General features: G+C 41.1%; 12 protein-coding genes. 3 read left to right on the forward strand and 9 right to left on the reverse strand.

Annotation, left to right across the window (positions count from 1 at the left end; all coding sequences use genetic code 11):
• Positions 1-386: 386 nt before the first annotated feature.
• The 4 genes from VK664_RS00600 to VK664_RS00615 all read right to left on the reverse strand — a co-directional run bounded on the left by VK664_RS00600 (position 387) and on the right by VK664_RS00615 (position 4,857).
• The gene (locus VK664_RS00600) at positions 387-1,235 is read right to left on the reverse strand and encodes a polyprenol monophosphomannose synthase (protein ID WP_461396648.1); all 849 of its coding nucleotides are present in this window, start codon (positions 1,233-1,235) and stop codon (positions 387-389) included.
• A 25-nt stretch (positions 1,236-1,260) separates the two neighbouring features.
• A complete protein-coding gene (locus VK664_RS00605) occupies positions 1,261-2,028 on the reverse strand; it encodes an exonuclease domain-containing protein (protein ID WP_461396649.1) in 768 nt (255 codons plus the stop codon).
• An 18-nt stretch (positions 2,029-2,046) separates the two neighbouring features.
• Positions 2,047-3,414 (reverse strand): UDP-N-acetylmuramate--L-alanine ligase, encoded by a 1,368-nt coding sequence (locus VK664_RS00610; RefSeq protein ID WP_461396650.1) that lies wholly within the window; start codon positions 3,412-3,414, stop codon positions 2,047-2,049.
• A gap of 549 nt (positions 3,415-3,963) precedes the next feature.
• Entirely contained in the window at positions 3,964-4,857 is an 894-nt protein-coding gene (locus VK664_RS00615; RefSeq protein ID WP_461396651.1) for a hypothetical protein, read from the reverse strand.
• A gap of 188 nt (positions 4,858-5,045) precedes the next feature.
• Here VK664_RS00615 and VK664_RS00620 point away from each other — a divergent pair, with 188 nt between their 5' ends.
• On the forward strand, positions 5,046-5,417 hold the full coding sequence (locus VK664_RS00620; RefSeq protein WP_461396652.1) for a hypothetical protein: 372 nt from the start codon (positions 5,046-5,048) through the stop codon (positions 5,415-5,417).
• A 315-nt stretch (positions 5,418-5,732) separates the two neighbouring features.
• Here VK664_RS00620 and VK664_RS00625 read toward each other — a convergent pair whose 3' ends face one another.
• Positions 5,733-6,326, reverse strand: a complete 594-nt coding sequence (locus tag VK664_RS00625; RefSeq protein ID WP_461396653.1) for a hypothetical protein — start codon at positions 6,324-6,326, stop codon at positions 5,733-5,735.
• A gap of 405 nt (positions 6,327-6,731) precedes the next feature.
• A complete protein-coding gene (locus tag VK664_RS00630; RefSeq protein ID WP_461396654.1) occupies positions 6,732-8,099 on the reverse strand; it encodes an alpha-L-fucosidase in 1,368 nt (455 codons plus the stop codon).
• Between the two features lie 201 nt (positions 8,100-8,300).
• Here VK664_RS00630 and VK664_RS00635 point away from each other — a divergent pair, with 201 nt between their 5' ends.
• Positions 8,301-9,095, forward strand: a complete 795-nt coding sequence (locus tag VK664_RS00635) for an SDR family NAD(P)-dependent oxidoreductase (protein WP_461396655.1) — start codon at positions 8,301-8,303, stop codon at positions 9,093-9,095.
• Positions 9,096-9,158: 63 nt separating this feature from the next.
• Here the strand turns inward: VK664_RS00635 and VK664_RS00640 are convergent, their stop codons facing one another.
• From VK664_RS00640 to VK664_RS00650, 3 genes are all read right to left on the reverse strand, one after another.
• Entirely contained in the window at positions 9,159-10,037 is an 879-nt protein-coding gene (locus tag VK664_RS00640) for a glycosyltransferase family 9 protein (protein WP_461396656.1), read from the reverse strand.
• A 302-nt stretch (positions 10,038-10,339) separates the two neighbouring features.
• Positions 10,340-10,558, reverse strand: coding sequence for a hypothetical protein (locus VK664_RS00645; RefSeq protein ID WP_461396657.1), 219 nt, complete (start codon positions 10,556-10,558; stop codon positions 10,340-10,342).
• 151 nt (positions 10,559-10,709) lie between these two features.
• Positions 10,710-14,030, reverse strand: coding sequence for an FG-GAP-like repeat-containing protein (locus VK664_RS00650; RefSeq protein WP_461396658.1), 3,321 nt, complete (start codon positions 14,028-14,030; stop codon positions 10,710-10,712).
• Positions 14,031-14,413: 383 nt separating this feature from the next.
• Here VK664_RS00650 and VK664_RS00655 point away from each other — a divergent pair.
• Positions 14,414-16,174 (forward strand): gamma-glutamyltransferase family protein (locus VK664_RS00655; protein ID WP_461396659.1); only part of this gene is annotated, 1,761 nt, incomplete at its 3' end.

The raw sequence follows: 16,174 nt of genomic DNA on the forward strand, positions 1-16,174 counted from the left end.
TTGATGATACCGGCAATGAAGCCAACTAGAAAACCAGCAATGGAGGAATAGTAAGAAATGTTATGACTGGTCGCATATTCCCCAAATGGATGAGTGAGTTGGGAGCGGGATGGTGCTTTTGTTTGGCCTTCGTACCGTGGTTAGAATTACTGCAGCCGATCAGGGCCCAACACACCCTACCACCTGATGAATGCCTGACAAAGCCGATCAGGGCCCCAAAAGCCGACCGGAGACAAGAACAGCTACTGGTATGAACAAACAAACTAACCACGGGACACAGCCAAACAAAAGCACCATCCCACTCCCAACGGAGCGAAGGAATGAAACAAAACTGTGGCGTAATTGTGCTGATACAGTATCTGGAGAACACTAACGTAAGAGAGGTATTATTTCGACTTCATCAAGACCTCATCATTAGCCCTTGAAGTATAAGCAGGATTAGCGTTCTTCTTAACCCGTTTCCGGTAATCCTTGAACAGGCTGTGCCATCGAAGCTTGAGCACTCCAAGCACACCTTCCTTAATGATGCCCTTATGCATTTTGGAAACACCAAAAGTCCTGTCCTGGAAAATGATAGGAACCTCTTTAATCTTAAAACCAAGCTTCCAGGTAGCAAACTTCATCTCTATCTGGAATGCATAACCTAAAAACCTGATCTCATCGAGATTTAATGTTTCGAGGACAATCCGGCGGTAGCAAACAAAACCAGCGGTGGTATCTTTTACGGGCATCCAGGTGATCATTCTTGTATAAAGTGACCCTCCTTTAGACAGCATTATTCTTTCTTTCGGCCAGTTTATAGTACCGCCCCCGCGCACATATCTTGAACCGATGGCCATATCTGCACCACCTGTTTTACAGGCATCATATAGACGGACAAGATCATTAGGATTGTGGGAGAAATCGGCATCCATTTCGAAGATAAATGAGTATCCACGACTAAGGCTCCATTTGAAACCAAAGATATACGCGGTGCCAAGACCGAGTTTGCCGCTTCTTTCTTCGAGAAAAAGTTTTCCCGGAAATTTGTGTTGTAATTCCTTTACCATGGCAGCCGTGCCATCCGGCGAGCCATCATCGATAACAAGAACGTGAAAAGGCTGCTGCAATGAAAAGATTGCAGATATGATCTTTACTATATTCTCCCTTTCATTATAAGTTGGTATGATGACAATATTTTCCAATCGAATGCCCGCGTTAATTTCTGTAAAATACAATTTTTCAGCCGGTAACATGTCTTGAAATTACAGGAATGAGGATTTAGCCCTTTTTTAACAAGCTCCTGTTTAAGATTTCAGTGAGTTTTTGTTTTGTATGAAGTGGAAAATCACCTTTCATCATCCAATCATAATATTGAGGCTCAGCCCGAAGCACATCAGCTACCGACCTACCCTTATGTTTGCCAAAGTTGAAAACCTCTACTCCATTCTCTATCACCATGCGGCGCGCAAGATCAACAACCAGGTCTTCACCAATACATTTAAGTACCGTATCGAGGGTGGTTCCCAGCTGGGGGTATCGTTCTATCTGGGATTCAAGAATATCCCAGGTTGCAGAAGCATCTGCTTCTGCACTATGCGCATCGGTTAATACTTTATTACAATAAAATTTATATGCTGCTCCCAATGTGCGTTGTTCCATCTGGTGAAAGATCTTCTGCACATCAAGAAACTTACGTCCCCTGGTATCAAAATCGAGCCCTGACCTGAGAAATTCTTCAGCAAGCATTGGAATGTCGAAGCGGTTGGAATTGTAGCCTGCAAGATCAGCGTTTTCAAGAAACTGTTTCACTTCATTTGCGACCTGCTTAAAGGTCGGCGCATCTTTCACCATATCATCGGTAATACCGTGGAACTCTGTAGAGCTTGCAGGGATTGGCATTTCCGGGTTGAGTAACTTTCTTTTGACGATCTTTTTACCATCAGGCATTATTTTGATTATTGCAATCTCAACAATTCTGTCTGCAGATAAATTTATTCCCGTTGTTTCAAGATCGATTACAGCCAGCGGCTTGGACAATTGTAGCATGAGGAAATTTGTGATTAATTACAACTTATTTTTACTGGCCCGATCTGCAAATGTAAGCATATCTAATCCATCATAATTACCTGAGCTCATAAGCAACAAACTGGCATTTTCGTAGTCATGTTTTTTTAACCATTTTTCCAGCTCCTCTCTCTTGTTTATGACGGCCAGCCCCGGTTTATTAAAACCGGAAACCACGGCACTCACCGGAAGATCCGGCATTTTTTTCAACTCCAGGGCATGCCTGGAATAGAATACCGCCGCCTCGTCTGCTTTTGACATAACCCCATCATATTCTTCCATGAATTTCTCATTCAGGCTGCTGTAAGTGTGCAGTTCAAGCAGGGCTATTAGTCTCCGGTCAGGATATTGTGCCTTAACAGCCTCAATAGTAGCCTTTACTTTTGATGGCGCATGCGCGAAATCACGGTAAATATTGGTGGTTTTGCCTGATGCCAGCAATTCAAGTCTTTTTGAGGCGCCGGTGAAATCTGCCATAGCTGCAATATAGGTGGCCGGATCCATACCTAATTCCTTACAGACATACCAGGCAGCATTCAGATTCAACAGGTTATGATTTCCAAACACCTTCAACATACCACGCGCGCCTTCAATTTGCGCTTCAGTTTTCCCTTCGTTGATGGAATGTGCCGGAACATCATAAGGTTGATACCGTATATCGTTACGCAGATTTTGTTTTACGAGACTCACAAGAACCGGGTCCGATTCATTATAAATCAGCAAACCGCCTGCGGTGATCATTCCGATGAAAATTGAAAACTGTTCCAGATAAAATTCGAAAGTTGGAAACACATTAATATGATCCCAGGCGATTCCGGTCAGGATCGCCACATGTGGAAACAAAAAATGGAATTTCGGCCTTCTCTCGATTGCAGATGCCGGGTACTCATCCGCTTCGCAAACAATTAACGGGGCATCTGTAATATTAACAGATTGTGCGAATCCATCTACCCTGGCGCCGACCAGGTAATCGAAATCATAGCCGGTAACCTTCAACGCGTGCATAACCATGGAGGTTGTGGTGGTTTTTCCATGGCTACCACCCACCGCTATCCTTTTTTTCTCCAGGCTCTCCTGGTAGATGTATTCGGGAAAAGAATAAATTTTAAGGTTTAGTTCCAGCGCTTTCTGCAGTTCAGGGTTTTCATTTCTTGCATGCATACCGAGAATTACCGCATCGAGGTCATCAGTGATTTTTTCCGGGAACCAACCAGTTTGTGCAGGGAGAATTCCTGCTTGTTTGAGATTGGAACTTGCCGGTTCAAAAATCTCGTCGTCACTCCCGGTAACTATATAACCTTTTAGTTTCAGTGCTATAGCCAACTGGTGCATAACACTTCCGCCAATGGCTATAAAATGTACTTTCATCAATATTGGATTTGTTATTAAAAGTATTAAAGATCAAATGATTAGCAAAAACTTTTTAATTTTTGAGCAGGCGCACTTGCAAATTCAATTTTTTCTGTGTTATTTTGAATCTCTGGTCATCCAATCCGACAGAAATCTCCTCTTTAAGAACTACCCTTTTCAAAACTTTTTCGTTTCGCGGAACTAACATTCTGCTTACCCGTCCGTTTCCTTTGAATCACCCTGTGATCGTTAAGCCCTTGTTTCGCATGGCTTAATTCAACTCTAAATACCACAAAAATGAAAAGGACACTGTTAGTTATTCTTCTTGCTATTACTGCTACTGTTACTGTAAGTTCATGCGTATCATCCCGCGGGGGTTGCAAATCTACCCAGGGTATGTCTGGATACAGATAATATTTCAGGTAAATTGTCAATTGTTGATTGAATACATGCTTGATCACCGGGAGCATTGTAGTCGTAGGATTTATCTGCGATTAGCGTCTTGTAAATTCTTAAGCTGTGGGCAATGAACAATTGACAATTATCTTCAGATCATTTATCTTCAGATCATTTTCTTCCGTAGTTATACAACTTTACAGTCGAAGCAAACGCTTTTTCACTTAATGTAAAGAAGCCGGAATTATCATCCAAAAAGCAGATGGCTTCACCCTGGGGTTCCACCTGGTAGGTGACCGGAGCCGCGTTAGTTTTAAAAACTTCAGATAGAGAGATACCAGTTTTTATTTCGAAGTAATAGATTGCTGAATACGTTTTGAGCAGCATGGATTTTCTATCCGGTGCAATGGCTGCACTTACCACGCCATTAAATTTGAGCGAGGTAATATACTCCAGAGTATTAATAGTATTTTCATTTACCGGACTCTTCAGCCGGTATATCCTGGAAGTTGAGTCCCGTTTGGTGATAACATAGATTTCCTTATTAAGATCGTCAACAATAAATGCTTCAGCATCATGCGAACCATCAGGATATCTGAACCTGATCTTATCAATTTTACGAACAGTATCAACTGTCAATGACGGTTCAGGAAAGCGATAAATAGTATAATCGGTAAAAATCGACCCATTGTCACCTATATCGGCGACATACAAATAATCCAGTGAGGGATCGGGGCCCTTTGCTATAGTCATATCCTCCCAGTCGCGGTTAGAGATACCATCCAGGAAGATTGATTTTTTTACTTTGGCATCATGACCAACCAGGTATAATTGGGGTGGATTACCACTGTCTTCCTGAACCCAGATATATCCACGGTTGATACGGCTATCTGTTATGCCGGAGGTTTCATCAATTGATTGCGGATCCAGTGCCAGCTGTATAGGCTCATTTTCAAAGAAGCTATCGTGTATTACCGGTGTTTTATGACAGGACACCATATAAAACAGGAAGATAAGCAGCAAGATGCCACTTATATAATTCAGCTTCAGGTTTGAAAGGGTCATGTATCAATCTAACGAAAATCCTGGCAAAATAATATCTACACCTCAACTTCGTAGAGGTTTTTCCCCAGGTTTCTCTTAATCGTAGGTATTATCCCTGATTTTTTGTTTAAAAATGCCAATAAAGGAAGTCCGCAGGGGAAGGAAAAGAGGCTTGAGTTTTGTTAACTATAGCAGATAAACTAAATGTTATGATTACACAACAAAATGCAGAACCCAGCGATAAGCTCCAAATGACAACTGTCACCGCTGTTCTTGAAAAGCTGAGAATGAAAAAAATGGATAATGAGTTTCGACTGGTTGACGGAAAGTTCCAGGCCGGACGCGGAAAAAATTATTCACCGGATGAATTGACAATCATAAAAACCTTTCGTTTTGAAGGTGAATCTGATCCTTCAGACTCTTCCATTATATACATCATCGAAGCTAATGACGGATTAATAGGCTATAGCATGGATGCCTATGGCGTTTATAGCAATCATGATGAGGAAGATGGCTATGATAATTTTATCCGCACAATCAAAGTTGAAAACAGAGACGAGCAGTTAATTTTTGAGATCTAAAAGAAAACTGAATTTTGAATATGTTTAAATATGAGTAATGACTTATTGTTTATGAAAAAATGCTTCATAACCAATAGGTCATTGCCCATTACTTTTAGAAGTCGTTATTCATACTCTTTAAGACATTATTCATTTATTCATTACGCTTTAGGTCATTAATTATTACTAGTTAGAAATCTATTCAATACTCTGTAGAAGTCGTTACTCAATACCGTTTATGTCATTATAATTTATAATTCAAATCTCCTGCGTCGACATTATTTTCTATTTTTGATTTGAAAGTTTGTCAATGCTACAAAGGCACCTTCACAAACGTCATGTAGGTGTTTCATATTTTTTCAGATAAACTTTAGAATAGATCATAGTTATAAGTGGTTGGATATTTTCTTCTTCAATTATTCTACCCGGATCAGGTAATAACATTAGCTGCATCTCAAGAGGTGTATCAGACCCGCCTAAAGGGGGCAAAAAGTATCGCACATTCTTCAGTACTACTCCCCCGTTTTTTTCATAAAATTTTATTCTCCGGCTTCTGTCTTCCTGGTTGATTCCATAATCGGGATGTTCAACTTCCATAACAAGAAACCTTCCTTTTTCTAAAAAATCGTTGATAATAAAACGGAGGAATCTTGCTCCAACCTGATATCCCGTTGCATTATCCGCGACCGCGAAATAATCCAGGAACATATAGTCCGTCTCCTGAAAGTCCCATAAGACAGACATGCATACTATTTTACCCCCGGCTCTTCCGGCAAGCAAGAGACAGCTGCCTTTATTAACTCTTGCCATTATCATTTCATCCGACTGGCGTTCATAAGTTGGGAAAGCTTCATGATAGATATACATGCATTGTGCAAATTCCGGGTCAGCCGAATTTAGTATCCGGTAAAATTCTATAGGTATGTTCATCCTGTACGATTTGGGACGATTAATTGGACGATTAATTATTGACCAAAAAAATCCCCTGTAAGAATACAGGGGAATAACCAAAACTAACTGCTTATGAGAAAAAAATTATTATATTATATTTATGTCGGTTGCGATATTTATACGTGTTGCAATATCTATACGTGTTTCGATATTTATGCCGGTTGCGATATTTATTCGGGTTGCGATATCTATACCGATTGCGAATTGTCTAAACAAAAATAATCAATTTCGGTGCCACTAATTAGCGAAGTACTACTGATTAACTGACGTAAAACTACGGCTCTTTATAATACCCAGCTATCACCACATCGTGGTATTCTTCTCACCGATTGTGGTTATTCTCTTCAATGTTTGAACATTTTATGGCTGTGACCCATCATAACTCTATTGAAGAATTAATTCAATCACAGCAATTTCCGTGTCCGGTTTTATCACCGGCAAACTTAGGCTCAGGTCACCGGCGGGCCCGGTTTGTTGTTTATATCCATAGCCATCGCGATCTGTTGGCCTGATCTCGGAACCATCATGTAAAAACTGGGCATATTTTACTTTGCCTTTTAAGCCGGGCAATACTATCTTCTGTAAAGGATAGTCAAGCAAATGAACATATAATCTTTTTGTTTCAGGATTATAGGTCAGCAGGCAGTTGTCGGGTTTTAGAAAACCATCAGCCTGTGTACAACCATAAATCGATCGGCTATTCACCTGCATCCAATCACCCATCTTACCCAATGCCTTCTGAGCCCTCGAATCAAAAGTTCCCCGGGCAGTTGGGCCAACATTCAATAAAACGTTTCCTCCTTTACTAACCGACTCAATCAGCAGCGTCAGCAATTGTTTATTATCCTTCCAGGTGTTCTCATCACGGTAATACCCCCACGAACCTGAGAATGTCTGGCAGGTTTCCCAGGGCACACGTTTGCCATTTTCCATTGGCCATTCAGCGACCTTATATTGTTCAGGTGTGACAAAGTCACCGCCATCTTCATATTCCCGGAGATCGAGCCGATCATTCACTATGATGCCCGGTTGAAGTTTGCGGACCATTTTGATCAGTTCCAGAGAACCCCAATCATCCTTTCCCTTACCATCCGGACCGGGATAAGAAAAGTCCATCCACATCAAATCAATCTTACCATAATTTGTAAGTAGTTCTGCAACCTGCTTATGAAGATAGTCACGGTATTTTGCCATGTCTTTGCCTTTGTTCAGCTCTGCATAATTCTTCGGATCAGTCACCCGTTGCGGATGGCTCCTGTCTATCGTAAAATCCGGATGATGCCAGTCGATCAGAGAATAATAAAAACCAACCTTCAGACCTTCTGCTCTGAATGCATCTACAAACTCTTTAACAAGATCTCTCTTGGCCTGGGTTTTAGTTGACTTGTAATCTGTGTATTTAGAATCGAAAAGACAAAATCCTTCGTGGTGTTTGGAAGTAAGAACCGCATACTTCATCCCTGCCTCCCTGGCCATCCTTGCCCATTCCTTTGGTTTAAAAAGATCGGGATTGAAATTGTCAAAATACTTCTGGTAAGCCGAATCCGTTATTCTTTCCTGGTTCTTCACCCATTCATGTCTTGCCGGCAATGCATACAAACCCCAATGAATAAACATACCAAAGCGATCGTTCTGCCACCAGGCCAGGCGTTTGGCCTTTTCAGCTTCGGTTTCATTGAAAATTTTTTTTGACTGGGCAGATCCTGGTGCCAGGCTGGCTACCAGTAAACAAGTGAAGATTAAACTTTTCATAAGCAAAAATGTTAGAATGATCTGGCTGCGACAAGTTTTTGTTAAAGCAGCAATTTTTAATAAGTCAGGTTCTAAGTTAGGGATTGGACACCGATTAAAATGTTCTGCATGGCTACAAATTAATACAACATCTTTTTCACAAAGCCTGAACTTCGCGTTCCGGCTATCTCATTTCGAAAAATAATAATTTTAATTTTTTATATGGATTTACAACTGAAAGACAAAACAGCACTGGTTACCGGATCAACACAGGGTATTGGCTATGCCATTGCTAAACTGCTGCTGGCCGAAGGGGCAACAGTTATAATAAACGGACGAACGGATCAGCGTATTAATGCAGCTATTTCAAAACTGAAATCAGAAGTACCAGGTGCAAATGTTTCGGGGCTGGCGGCTGACTTTTCAAACTCAGACGAAGTAAGCCGTTTAGTAAATACTTTGCCAGAAATTGACATTCTTGTTAATAACGCCGGGATCTTTGAACCAAAACCATTTCTTGAAATACCGGATGATGAATGGATCCGTTTTTTTAAGGTAAATGTCCTGAGTGGTGTACAGTTATCCAAGGCAGTGCTGCCGAAAATGCTGGCTAAAAACTGGGGTAGAATAATTTTTATTTCGAGTGAATCTGCACTGAACATCCCCGAAGAGATGATTCATTATGGGGCAACTAAAACAATGCAGTTGGGTGTTAGCCGTGGGATAGCCGAACTGACCAGAAATACAAATGTAACTGTAAACTCGATACTACCGGGTCCCACAAAATCAGAAGGTGTAGAAGATTTCATTAGCCAGGTCGCTAAATCGAAAAATATAAGTAAGGAAGATGCCGAAAAGGATTTTTTCAAAACATTAAGGCCGAGTTCTATCATTCAACGTTTTGCAGATGTTTCTGAAATTGCCAACCTCGTTGTCTATATAGCCAGCCCATTATCTTCTGCTACCAACGGAGCTGCATTGCGTGCAGACGGCGGCCTTGTGAAACTGATCATGTAAAACAGAAGAAGGTACTAAGGAATGAACGGCAAAAAAGATTCCCTGACTTGTAATAGGAAAGACTTAAACTCTCATAAGTTTCTCACCGTGCTTATCCAGGTGCAAACGCATTTGCACTGATGGCCAGACCTCCTCCATTTTTAAATGACGGAGCATTCCCTGGTGAAAATAAAGGGTAACATCTTTCCCTTCAGCGAAACGCCCGGAATAAACCTGGTAGTTTTTGTAATGCTGAAAGTAACCGAACATAATAACACTATTAGTGCCAAGTGCATTTGCAAAATGACCAAATCCACTTTCAACACCGACAAATAAGCGTGCCCTTTGAATTATATGAGCTGTTTGTTGCAGATTATATTTTGCGGTAAGATTGTGAAACCTTGGTGAACTGTTAGCCAGGATTGAATGCAACCCTATTTCTACCACATGAATCGTTGGATAGAGATCAAGGATTCTTTTGAGAAGTGCATTCCATTGTTCATTCGCCCAGTTCCTTTCCTGGTCGTTAGCAAGTGTATGAAAAACTATATACTCAAACGGAAAAACAACTTCGTCATTTTTATCTTTGGAAAAATGAAACAACGGAGTTTGATCTTCAACATTTTCAAGTCCTGCCGTCTTTGAAAATACCTTTAAAAGGCTGCCAAATCCGAGGTAATTAAATACGTTAATCCCCTGCTTATTCGGATTTTTGTTTGTGAATTTATAAGTATCGCAGGAACGTCCATTCAGATGTAGGTCATATACGGTCACCATTTTTCTGATCATCTTTTTCAGAAGTATCCATTCCGCAATGCAGGTAACTGTTATGATTGAATCAAGCGCTGGATTATAACGGACCAGATCAGCAAATTTTTGATTAACGCACCAAATAATATAAGCTTTTGGATTTTCATTTCGAAGATGTCTTGCCACGGGTTCTGTGGCGACGATATCACCCATGTGTTCAGTAAGATTAATAAGAATTATCTCCCTTCTGTTTTTTCCGGTTCTATACTTTAAAGTTTTCCCAATAAGAAAAACCAAATTTTTTAGAAAGGAGTTCCTGAATGGATGATCCTTCCGAAGTATTCTTAGATATATTCTTATGTAATTAATCATTACTGAGCGTTGCGATATTCAAATAAGAAAGTTAACCGGGAGTTTATCGCCTTTGGCTAAGATAAACAACGGATTCCGAAAATGAAAGCCTTGGCCGGAATAGCGCCTCGTGGCTGTTTTCCCACGGTATTGCCCAGCCGAATTCACCAAACTATTTCCCATTTCCCTTCAGAATCAATAGCGTAATTCAAGCCATTACTCATGGAATGCAAAACCCTTCCATTTTCATCTGAAATAACATTTTTCTGATATACAGGAATTCCATTATTTTCCCTTGTGAGGTAAACCAGGAGGGCGTTTAGCGTTGGTGGCAAATCGTGTAGCCACTGATCATCATTTTCCTTAACAAAAGCCTGGCTCATGATGTTATTTTTTGGATGTTTCTAATACCATCAATTTTCGTTCCCAATAAAAAAGGGAGAACCATTGTGATAATGATTCTCCCTTTCATGTTATTGAAGCGCCGGATTTTATTAATCGATACTGAAGTTTTCAGGTGATGTTAATGATCCGTTAATCAACAATAATTCTCCCGGTTGCAAGAGGGTCCTTATTTTCTCCTGTTAACCGATAAAAGTAAAGACCTGTTATCATCCCTTTACGATCAACATCCAGACCCGTGGAAGATGAGTTATTAATTAAATATGATTTTACAAGCTTACCATTTACATCAAAGATTTCAAATCTGCCTTTACTAATCTTCAATCCATTGAAGTTCACTCTTAATGTATTGTGCATGGGCTGAGGATAAAGGCTTACACTTAGAGAAACAGTCTCTTCCCATTTAACTATGAGAGATTCACTCCTGGTAATTTTACCATCCCTGTCAACAGATTTCAAGCGGTAATAATTGTAACCGCCCACAGGATTCTGATCAGCCATTTCATACCTGAGTTTAGTGATAGAAGTTCCTGCGGCCTTAACCCTGCCAATAGAGCTGAAGTCTGAACCGTTTATGCTTTTCTCTATTTCAAAATGGGCCGAATTGTTTTCCGATAATGTGTTCCACTTCAGGATAACTGAGGACTTTGTTTTGACAGCATTGAATTCAGTTATAGAAACAGGCAATATCATGGGTTGAATTGTATTGGGCAATATAGACACAGTTGTTTGACCCGACACAGTATTTGGAACAATTATATCCGGTTTGCCATCACCTTCTATATCTGCAACACTGATATAGTTTGATGTGAGACCGGTAACGATGTCGGTGCGTGCTGTCAGCGAAGAACTGTTAATAACTCCGGGTGTCGCAGTATTCAATAAAACCGAGACTGAAGTTCCGTTTGTATTTGGAGTTACTATGTCCAGTTTACCATCACCATTGATATCTGCCATTGCTACGCTATAAGGAGACAAGCCTGTTGTAAAATTCACGACAGTGTTTAAAGAAGATGAATTCAAAACACCCTGAGTAAAATTGTTTCGAAAAACCGAAATGCGGCTGCTACCCGAATTTGGAATAACAACGTCAGGTTTATTATCTCCATCAATATCGCCAATGGATATTCCCCATGGATATAGACCGGTTGCAAAATCCTGCTGACTCGCAAAAGATGTAGTTGCAATGTTGCCCCCGGAATGAGTATTATGAAAGATAGTCATATTGTTACTTGCAAGGTTTGCACCTATGATCTCTGGTTTATTATCTCCGTCCATATCAGCTATAGCAACATCGCCGAAATTAAGGCCGGCAGTAAGATTAACCGCTGATGAAAATGATAATGTACCTGGTGTTGAATTGTTTTGAATTAAAGAGATAGATCCAGGTTGAACGTAGTTTGAAGTGATGATTTCGGGTTTACCGTCTCCATTGAGATCAGCTACCTTAAGAGTCCTTGAGTTTAAACCAGTACTCACAGTTGCTGATGGAGCAAAAGATGAGCTGTTGATAACACCGGGAGTTGATGTGTTTCTCAGAATGTGCACGGCGCCCCCACCCCAGCACATCACAACTATCTCTGGTTTACCATCTCCGTCCACATCCTGGAAAATTACATTCTGTGGTGAGCCGCCAACTGCAAAATCTACTTTCGCCGGATAGGAAGCTGTAGAAATAGAACCGGTTGAAGCATTCTTAAATACAGAGATTGTATTCGAAGCCTGGTTTGCAACTATCATGTCAAGTTTATTGTCTCCGTCAATATCGCCGAAACTCACACCTGTAGGTTGATTACCGGCATTGAAGTTAACTGCTGGCGCAAAGCTCACGGTATTGCTTCCCGCAAAGGTTGGAACAAATGTTGCATTTGAATAGCCCGCAAGATTGTTGGCTGTGTTAACTACTGAAATTGGATGGTTTGTCGCAGAAACCGGAACATTAACTGTTAAACTTGTTGTTGAGGCTGCTGTAACAATAGCTCTTGAGCCACCAAAATAAACTATGTTGTTTGCCGGTGTTGTATTGAAGTTATTTCCGCTGATAGTTATTGCGGTGTTATATGGACCTGTCGCAGGACTGAAACTATTTATAACTGGCGCCGGGTTTGAAACAGCAGTTGAGTGAGCAATATAATTTGAACTGTTCCCGGTTAAATTAAAATTTTGCAGGGTTCCATGATTGTTGATATTCGTTTTATCAATCAGGGTTAATAAACCAACATTATTTTGAGCAATATTTCCCTGGTCCATTGCAAACAAACCAACAAGGTTTGGCTCAGCACCCGTTAATGATAAATTCATACCAGCAGCAATTTGAGCTTGCGTTTTAGTAACGTTCCAGATCCTCACCTCATCCATTGAGCCGGAAAATGGTTCAAAAATCGGGCTTGTATGTGCTACACCAAGCTGAAAATCCAGGTTAGCATCTGCACTGATCACGTTACCGGTTGTACCAATTGAAACTCCATTTACATAGATTCTTGTTTCAACAGCACTACAGACAAATGCCAGGTGGTACCATTGACCCGGGGTGAATGTATATGCAATTGCCTGATACTCCCCGGTCTTGTACATACCAATAGAGCCGGCTGCTATGTGAAAGCTATAGCGTGATGTTGCGTCTGAGCGATTACCAAGAATACAGGCATTTCCAACCAGGTTTTCGGTTCTTAACCAACACTCAATAGTTCCTGAATTAAAATCATAGTTTGAGTTTCTCGGGATCTGAACATAGTCGTCGACCCCGTCGAAATGCAAACCGTTTTCGTTACCCCGCACAGGCGAATTGTCAAGCCAGCCGGTCCCGCTGATCAATGTGCCATTGGATGAAGCGGCTGCGTCTAAACTTGTACTATTATTGGATACGACTGTTCCGGAGCCTTCATCCATTTTATAATAGGCAACCAGTCCTGTTGATGATACAGGAATTGTTCCATACATCCCATCTTTTATCTGTGAAGCAGACCTTGCCGTATTCCAGATTCGTACCGCGTCGAGATTACCACTTGTGAATTCGTTGATTGCTCCGAACTGTTTTCCAATTCTGAATTCGGTTCCACCTGAACCAATCGTATAGTTTGCTTTTGTTTCTCTTTGCACACCATTTACATACAAGGTACCATTGGTTCCGTTCCTGACAACCGCGAGGTGAGTCCAGACATTTAATGGCATAGGGATAGATGTAACCCATGAGTCTCCAAGCCAGATATTACTTGTAGCACTCATACCTACAAAAAATGCCGTGCCGCCTTGCCCTTGTGAAATGAAATGCCTGAGTCCGCCAGCGGTCGCATAAACCCATAGTTCAGCAGTAAAGTTTCCAACACTTGGTACCAGGAAAGTAGTAGTTGTAACATAGGTAGATGTTCCATTAAAATTTAAGGCTTTGTTTTGCGCCTGTGTAAACTGAATTGATAGCAGGCCTGCGATGAGAAGGAGCTTGATGGTTTTCATAAAGATTGATAGATTCGTAATTGATTTTTTGCAAATGAAATCAATACTGGTTTCGGGCAGAAAAAATCCGGGCCAAAAATACTGCTGGCAAGAATATTCGTATGACGTGGCAGTTAAATTGTTTCCATTCGTCGCTATAAACGCAGGATGTTTAGTCCAAATTGAATGCTAATAGTATTCTCCTAAACCAGTAGTAGTATACAGCTAAAAATGTTTATTTAAGAAATATTAAATAGGTATTTTATGTTTTGTGACAATTCCCATATTCTTATTTTATTCCCATATTCATATTTTATAAATCCTAATTCATTCCACTCGTAACTCATAACTCATCATTCATAACTCCCTTTTACCTAACTTGTATTAATAATTACCTTAAATACATGAATCGAAATCTCGCAATTATCGCCACTTTTTTTATATCAGTTTCGGTCAGCGCACAACAAACTCAAAAACCTCCATTGCATGGTAAAAACTGGATGGCCATTACCGGCAAACCGATGGCTGCAACAGCAGGTGCCATGATCTTTCAAAAAGGAGGTAATGCAGTTGATGCGGCTTGTGCCATGCTCGCTGCGACCTGCACCATGTGGGATGTATTGAGCTGGGGCGGCGAAACACAGGCCCTTATTTATAACCCTAAAACAAAAAAAGTAATTGCTATAAATGCGTTGGGTGTGGCACCGACCGGAGCTACTGTAAAGTTTTTTAAAGACAAGGGATACAATTTCCCACCGGAGTACGGACCACTCTCAGCAGTTACCCCGGGTACTGTTGGTGGAATCTGTCATATGTTATCAGAATACGGTTCCATGAGTCTGAAAGAAGTGCTGGCACCTGCCATGGAAATGGCCGCGGGTTACCCGATTGAAGCTTCCACTGCAAGAAGCATTGAAAGTAATAAAGCGAGAATCAAGGAATGGCCTTATAGCAAAGCTGTTTTTCTGACCCATCCCGGTGAAAAAAGCGAAGCACCGGAGGCAGGCGAAATTTTTGTTCAGAAAGACTTGTTGGAAACGCTTACAAAATTGATTGAAGCTGAACAGCAGTCACTGAAAAACAAAAAGTCACGCAAGGAGGCAATTATGGCTGCATACGATCGGTTTTACAAAGGTGACATTGCAAAGGAATTTGTAAGGGGTTGCCAGGAGCAGGGCGGATTGATAACTATGGAGGATCTTGCAAAATGGAAGCCAATAGAAGAAGAACCACTACATGTTAATTATAAAGGAATCGAAGTTTATAAGCTCCAGGAATGGACCCAGGGACCGGCACTCTTACAAAGTCTGAACCTGCTGGAAAACTTCGATCTGAAAAAAATGGGTTATAATTCCAGCAAATATATACATACGGTTTACCAGGCGATGAACCTCGCATTCGCAGACAGGGACTTTTATTATGGAGACCCCAGGTTTGCTCCGAGAACCCCTATCAAGGGACTGCTCAGTAAAGAATATGCAAAGGAGAGAGTGAAACTGATTAATGAAGCCAAAAACGATGCATATGCTGCACCGGGGGATCCCTATCCTTTCGAAGGAAAGACAAATCCCTACACTGCTCTCCTTAAAAAGCGTTTAACCCTTGCCGATACTACAGTTGATAAAAACCCTGGTAGCGCAACACCAAAACATGATTCAATCAGTTACAATTTCCCAACGGGAACCTCTGACAATAGAATTGCAGAACTACTTGCGTTTAATGATTTCAATACACAGGATGCTAATATAGGAGTACCCGGCATTGATGCAAATTATATAAATGATAGTTTATACCAGGACAGGCTTTGGCGCGGCACTACTTCAGTTGAAGCTGCAGACAAAGAGGGATGGGTAGTTTCTATTACTCCAAGTGGCGGTTGGATCCCCGCTTGTATTGCCGGCAAAACCGGTGTTGGTATGAGTCAGCGTCTTCAGAGTTTTGTACTTGATTCTATTGTTAGCCCATTCAATGTAATTACCCCTGGAAAAAGGCCACGGGTGACCCTCACCCCCTCACTTGCCCTGAAAGATGGCAAACCATTTGTTTCTTTTGCTGTTCAGGGAGGCGACACACAGGACCAAAATCTTTTGCAATTTTTCCTGAATATGGTTGAGTTTGGAATGACCGTTCAGCAGGCTACCGAGGCAGCAAACATCAATTCTGAT

Source organism: Flavitalea sp. (genome assembly GCF_035489435.1).
GTDB lineage: Bacteria > Bacteroidota > Bacteroidia > Chitinophagales > Chitinophagaceae > DATHKG01.

What these genes read in the sequence shown, in the direction of transcription:
- VK664_RS00640 (WP_461396656.1), bottom strand. Translation starts at nt 10,037, where the DNA reads ATGGGTGATATCGTCGCCACAGAACCCGTGGCAAGACATCTTCGAAAT.
- VK664_RS00650 (WP_461396658.1), bottom strand. Translation starts at nt 14,030, where the DNA reads ATGAAAACCATCAAGCTCCTTCTCATCGCAGGCCTGCTATCAATTCAG.
- VK664_RS00645 (WP_461396657.1), bottom strand. Translation starts at nt 10,558, where the DNA reads ATGAGCCAGGCTTTTGTTAAGGAAAATGATGATCAGTGGCTACACGAT.
- VK664_RS00610 (WP_461396650.1), bottom strand. Translation starts at nt 3,414, where the DNA reads ATGAAAGTACATTTTATAGCCATTGGCGGAAGTGTTATGCACCAGTTG.
- VK664_RS00620 (WP_461396652.1), top strand. Translation starts at nt 5,046, where the DNA reads ATGATTACACAACAAAATGCAGAACCCAGCGATAAGCTCCAAATGACA.
- VK664_RS00625 (WP_461396653.1), bottom strand. Translation starts at nt 6,326, where the DNA reads ATGAACATACCTATAGAATTTTACCGGATACTAAATTCGGCTGACCCG.
- VK664_RS00605 (WP_461396649.1), bottom strand. Translation starts at nt 2,028, where the DNA reads ATGCTACAATTGTCCAAGCCGCTGGCTGTAATCGATCTTGAAACAACG.
- VK664_RS00600 (WP_461396648.1), bottom strand. Translation starts at nt 1,235, where the DNA reads ATGTTACCGGCTGAAAAATTGTATTTTACAGAAATTAACGCGGGCATT.
- VK664_RS00630 (WP_461396654.1), bottom strand. Translation starts at nt 8,099, where the DNA reads ATGAAAAGTTTAATCTTCACTTGTTTACTGGTAGCCAGCCTGGCACCA.
- VK664_RS00615 (WP_461396651.1), bottom strand. Translation starts at nt 4,857, where the DNA reads ATGACCCTTTCAAACCTGAAGCTGAATTATATAAGTGGCATCTTGCTG.
- VK664_RS00635 (WP_461396655.1), top strand. Translation starts at nt 8,301, where the DNA reads ATGGATTTACAACTGAAAGACAAAACAGCACTGGTTACCGGATCAACA.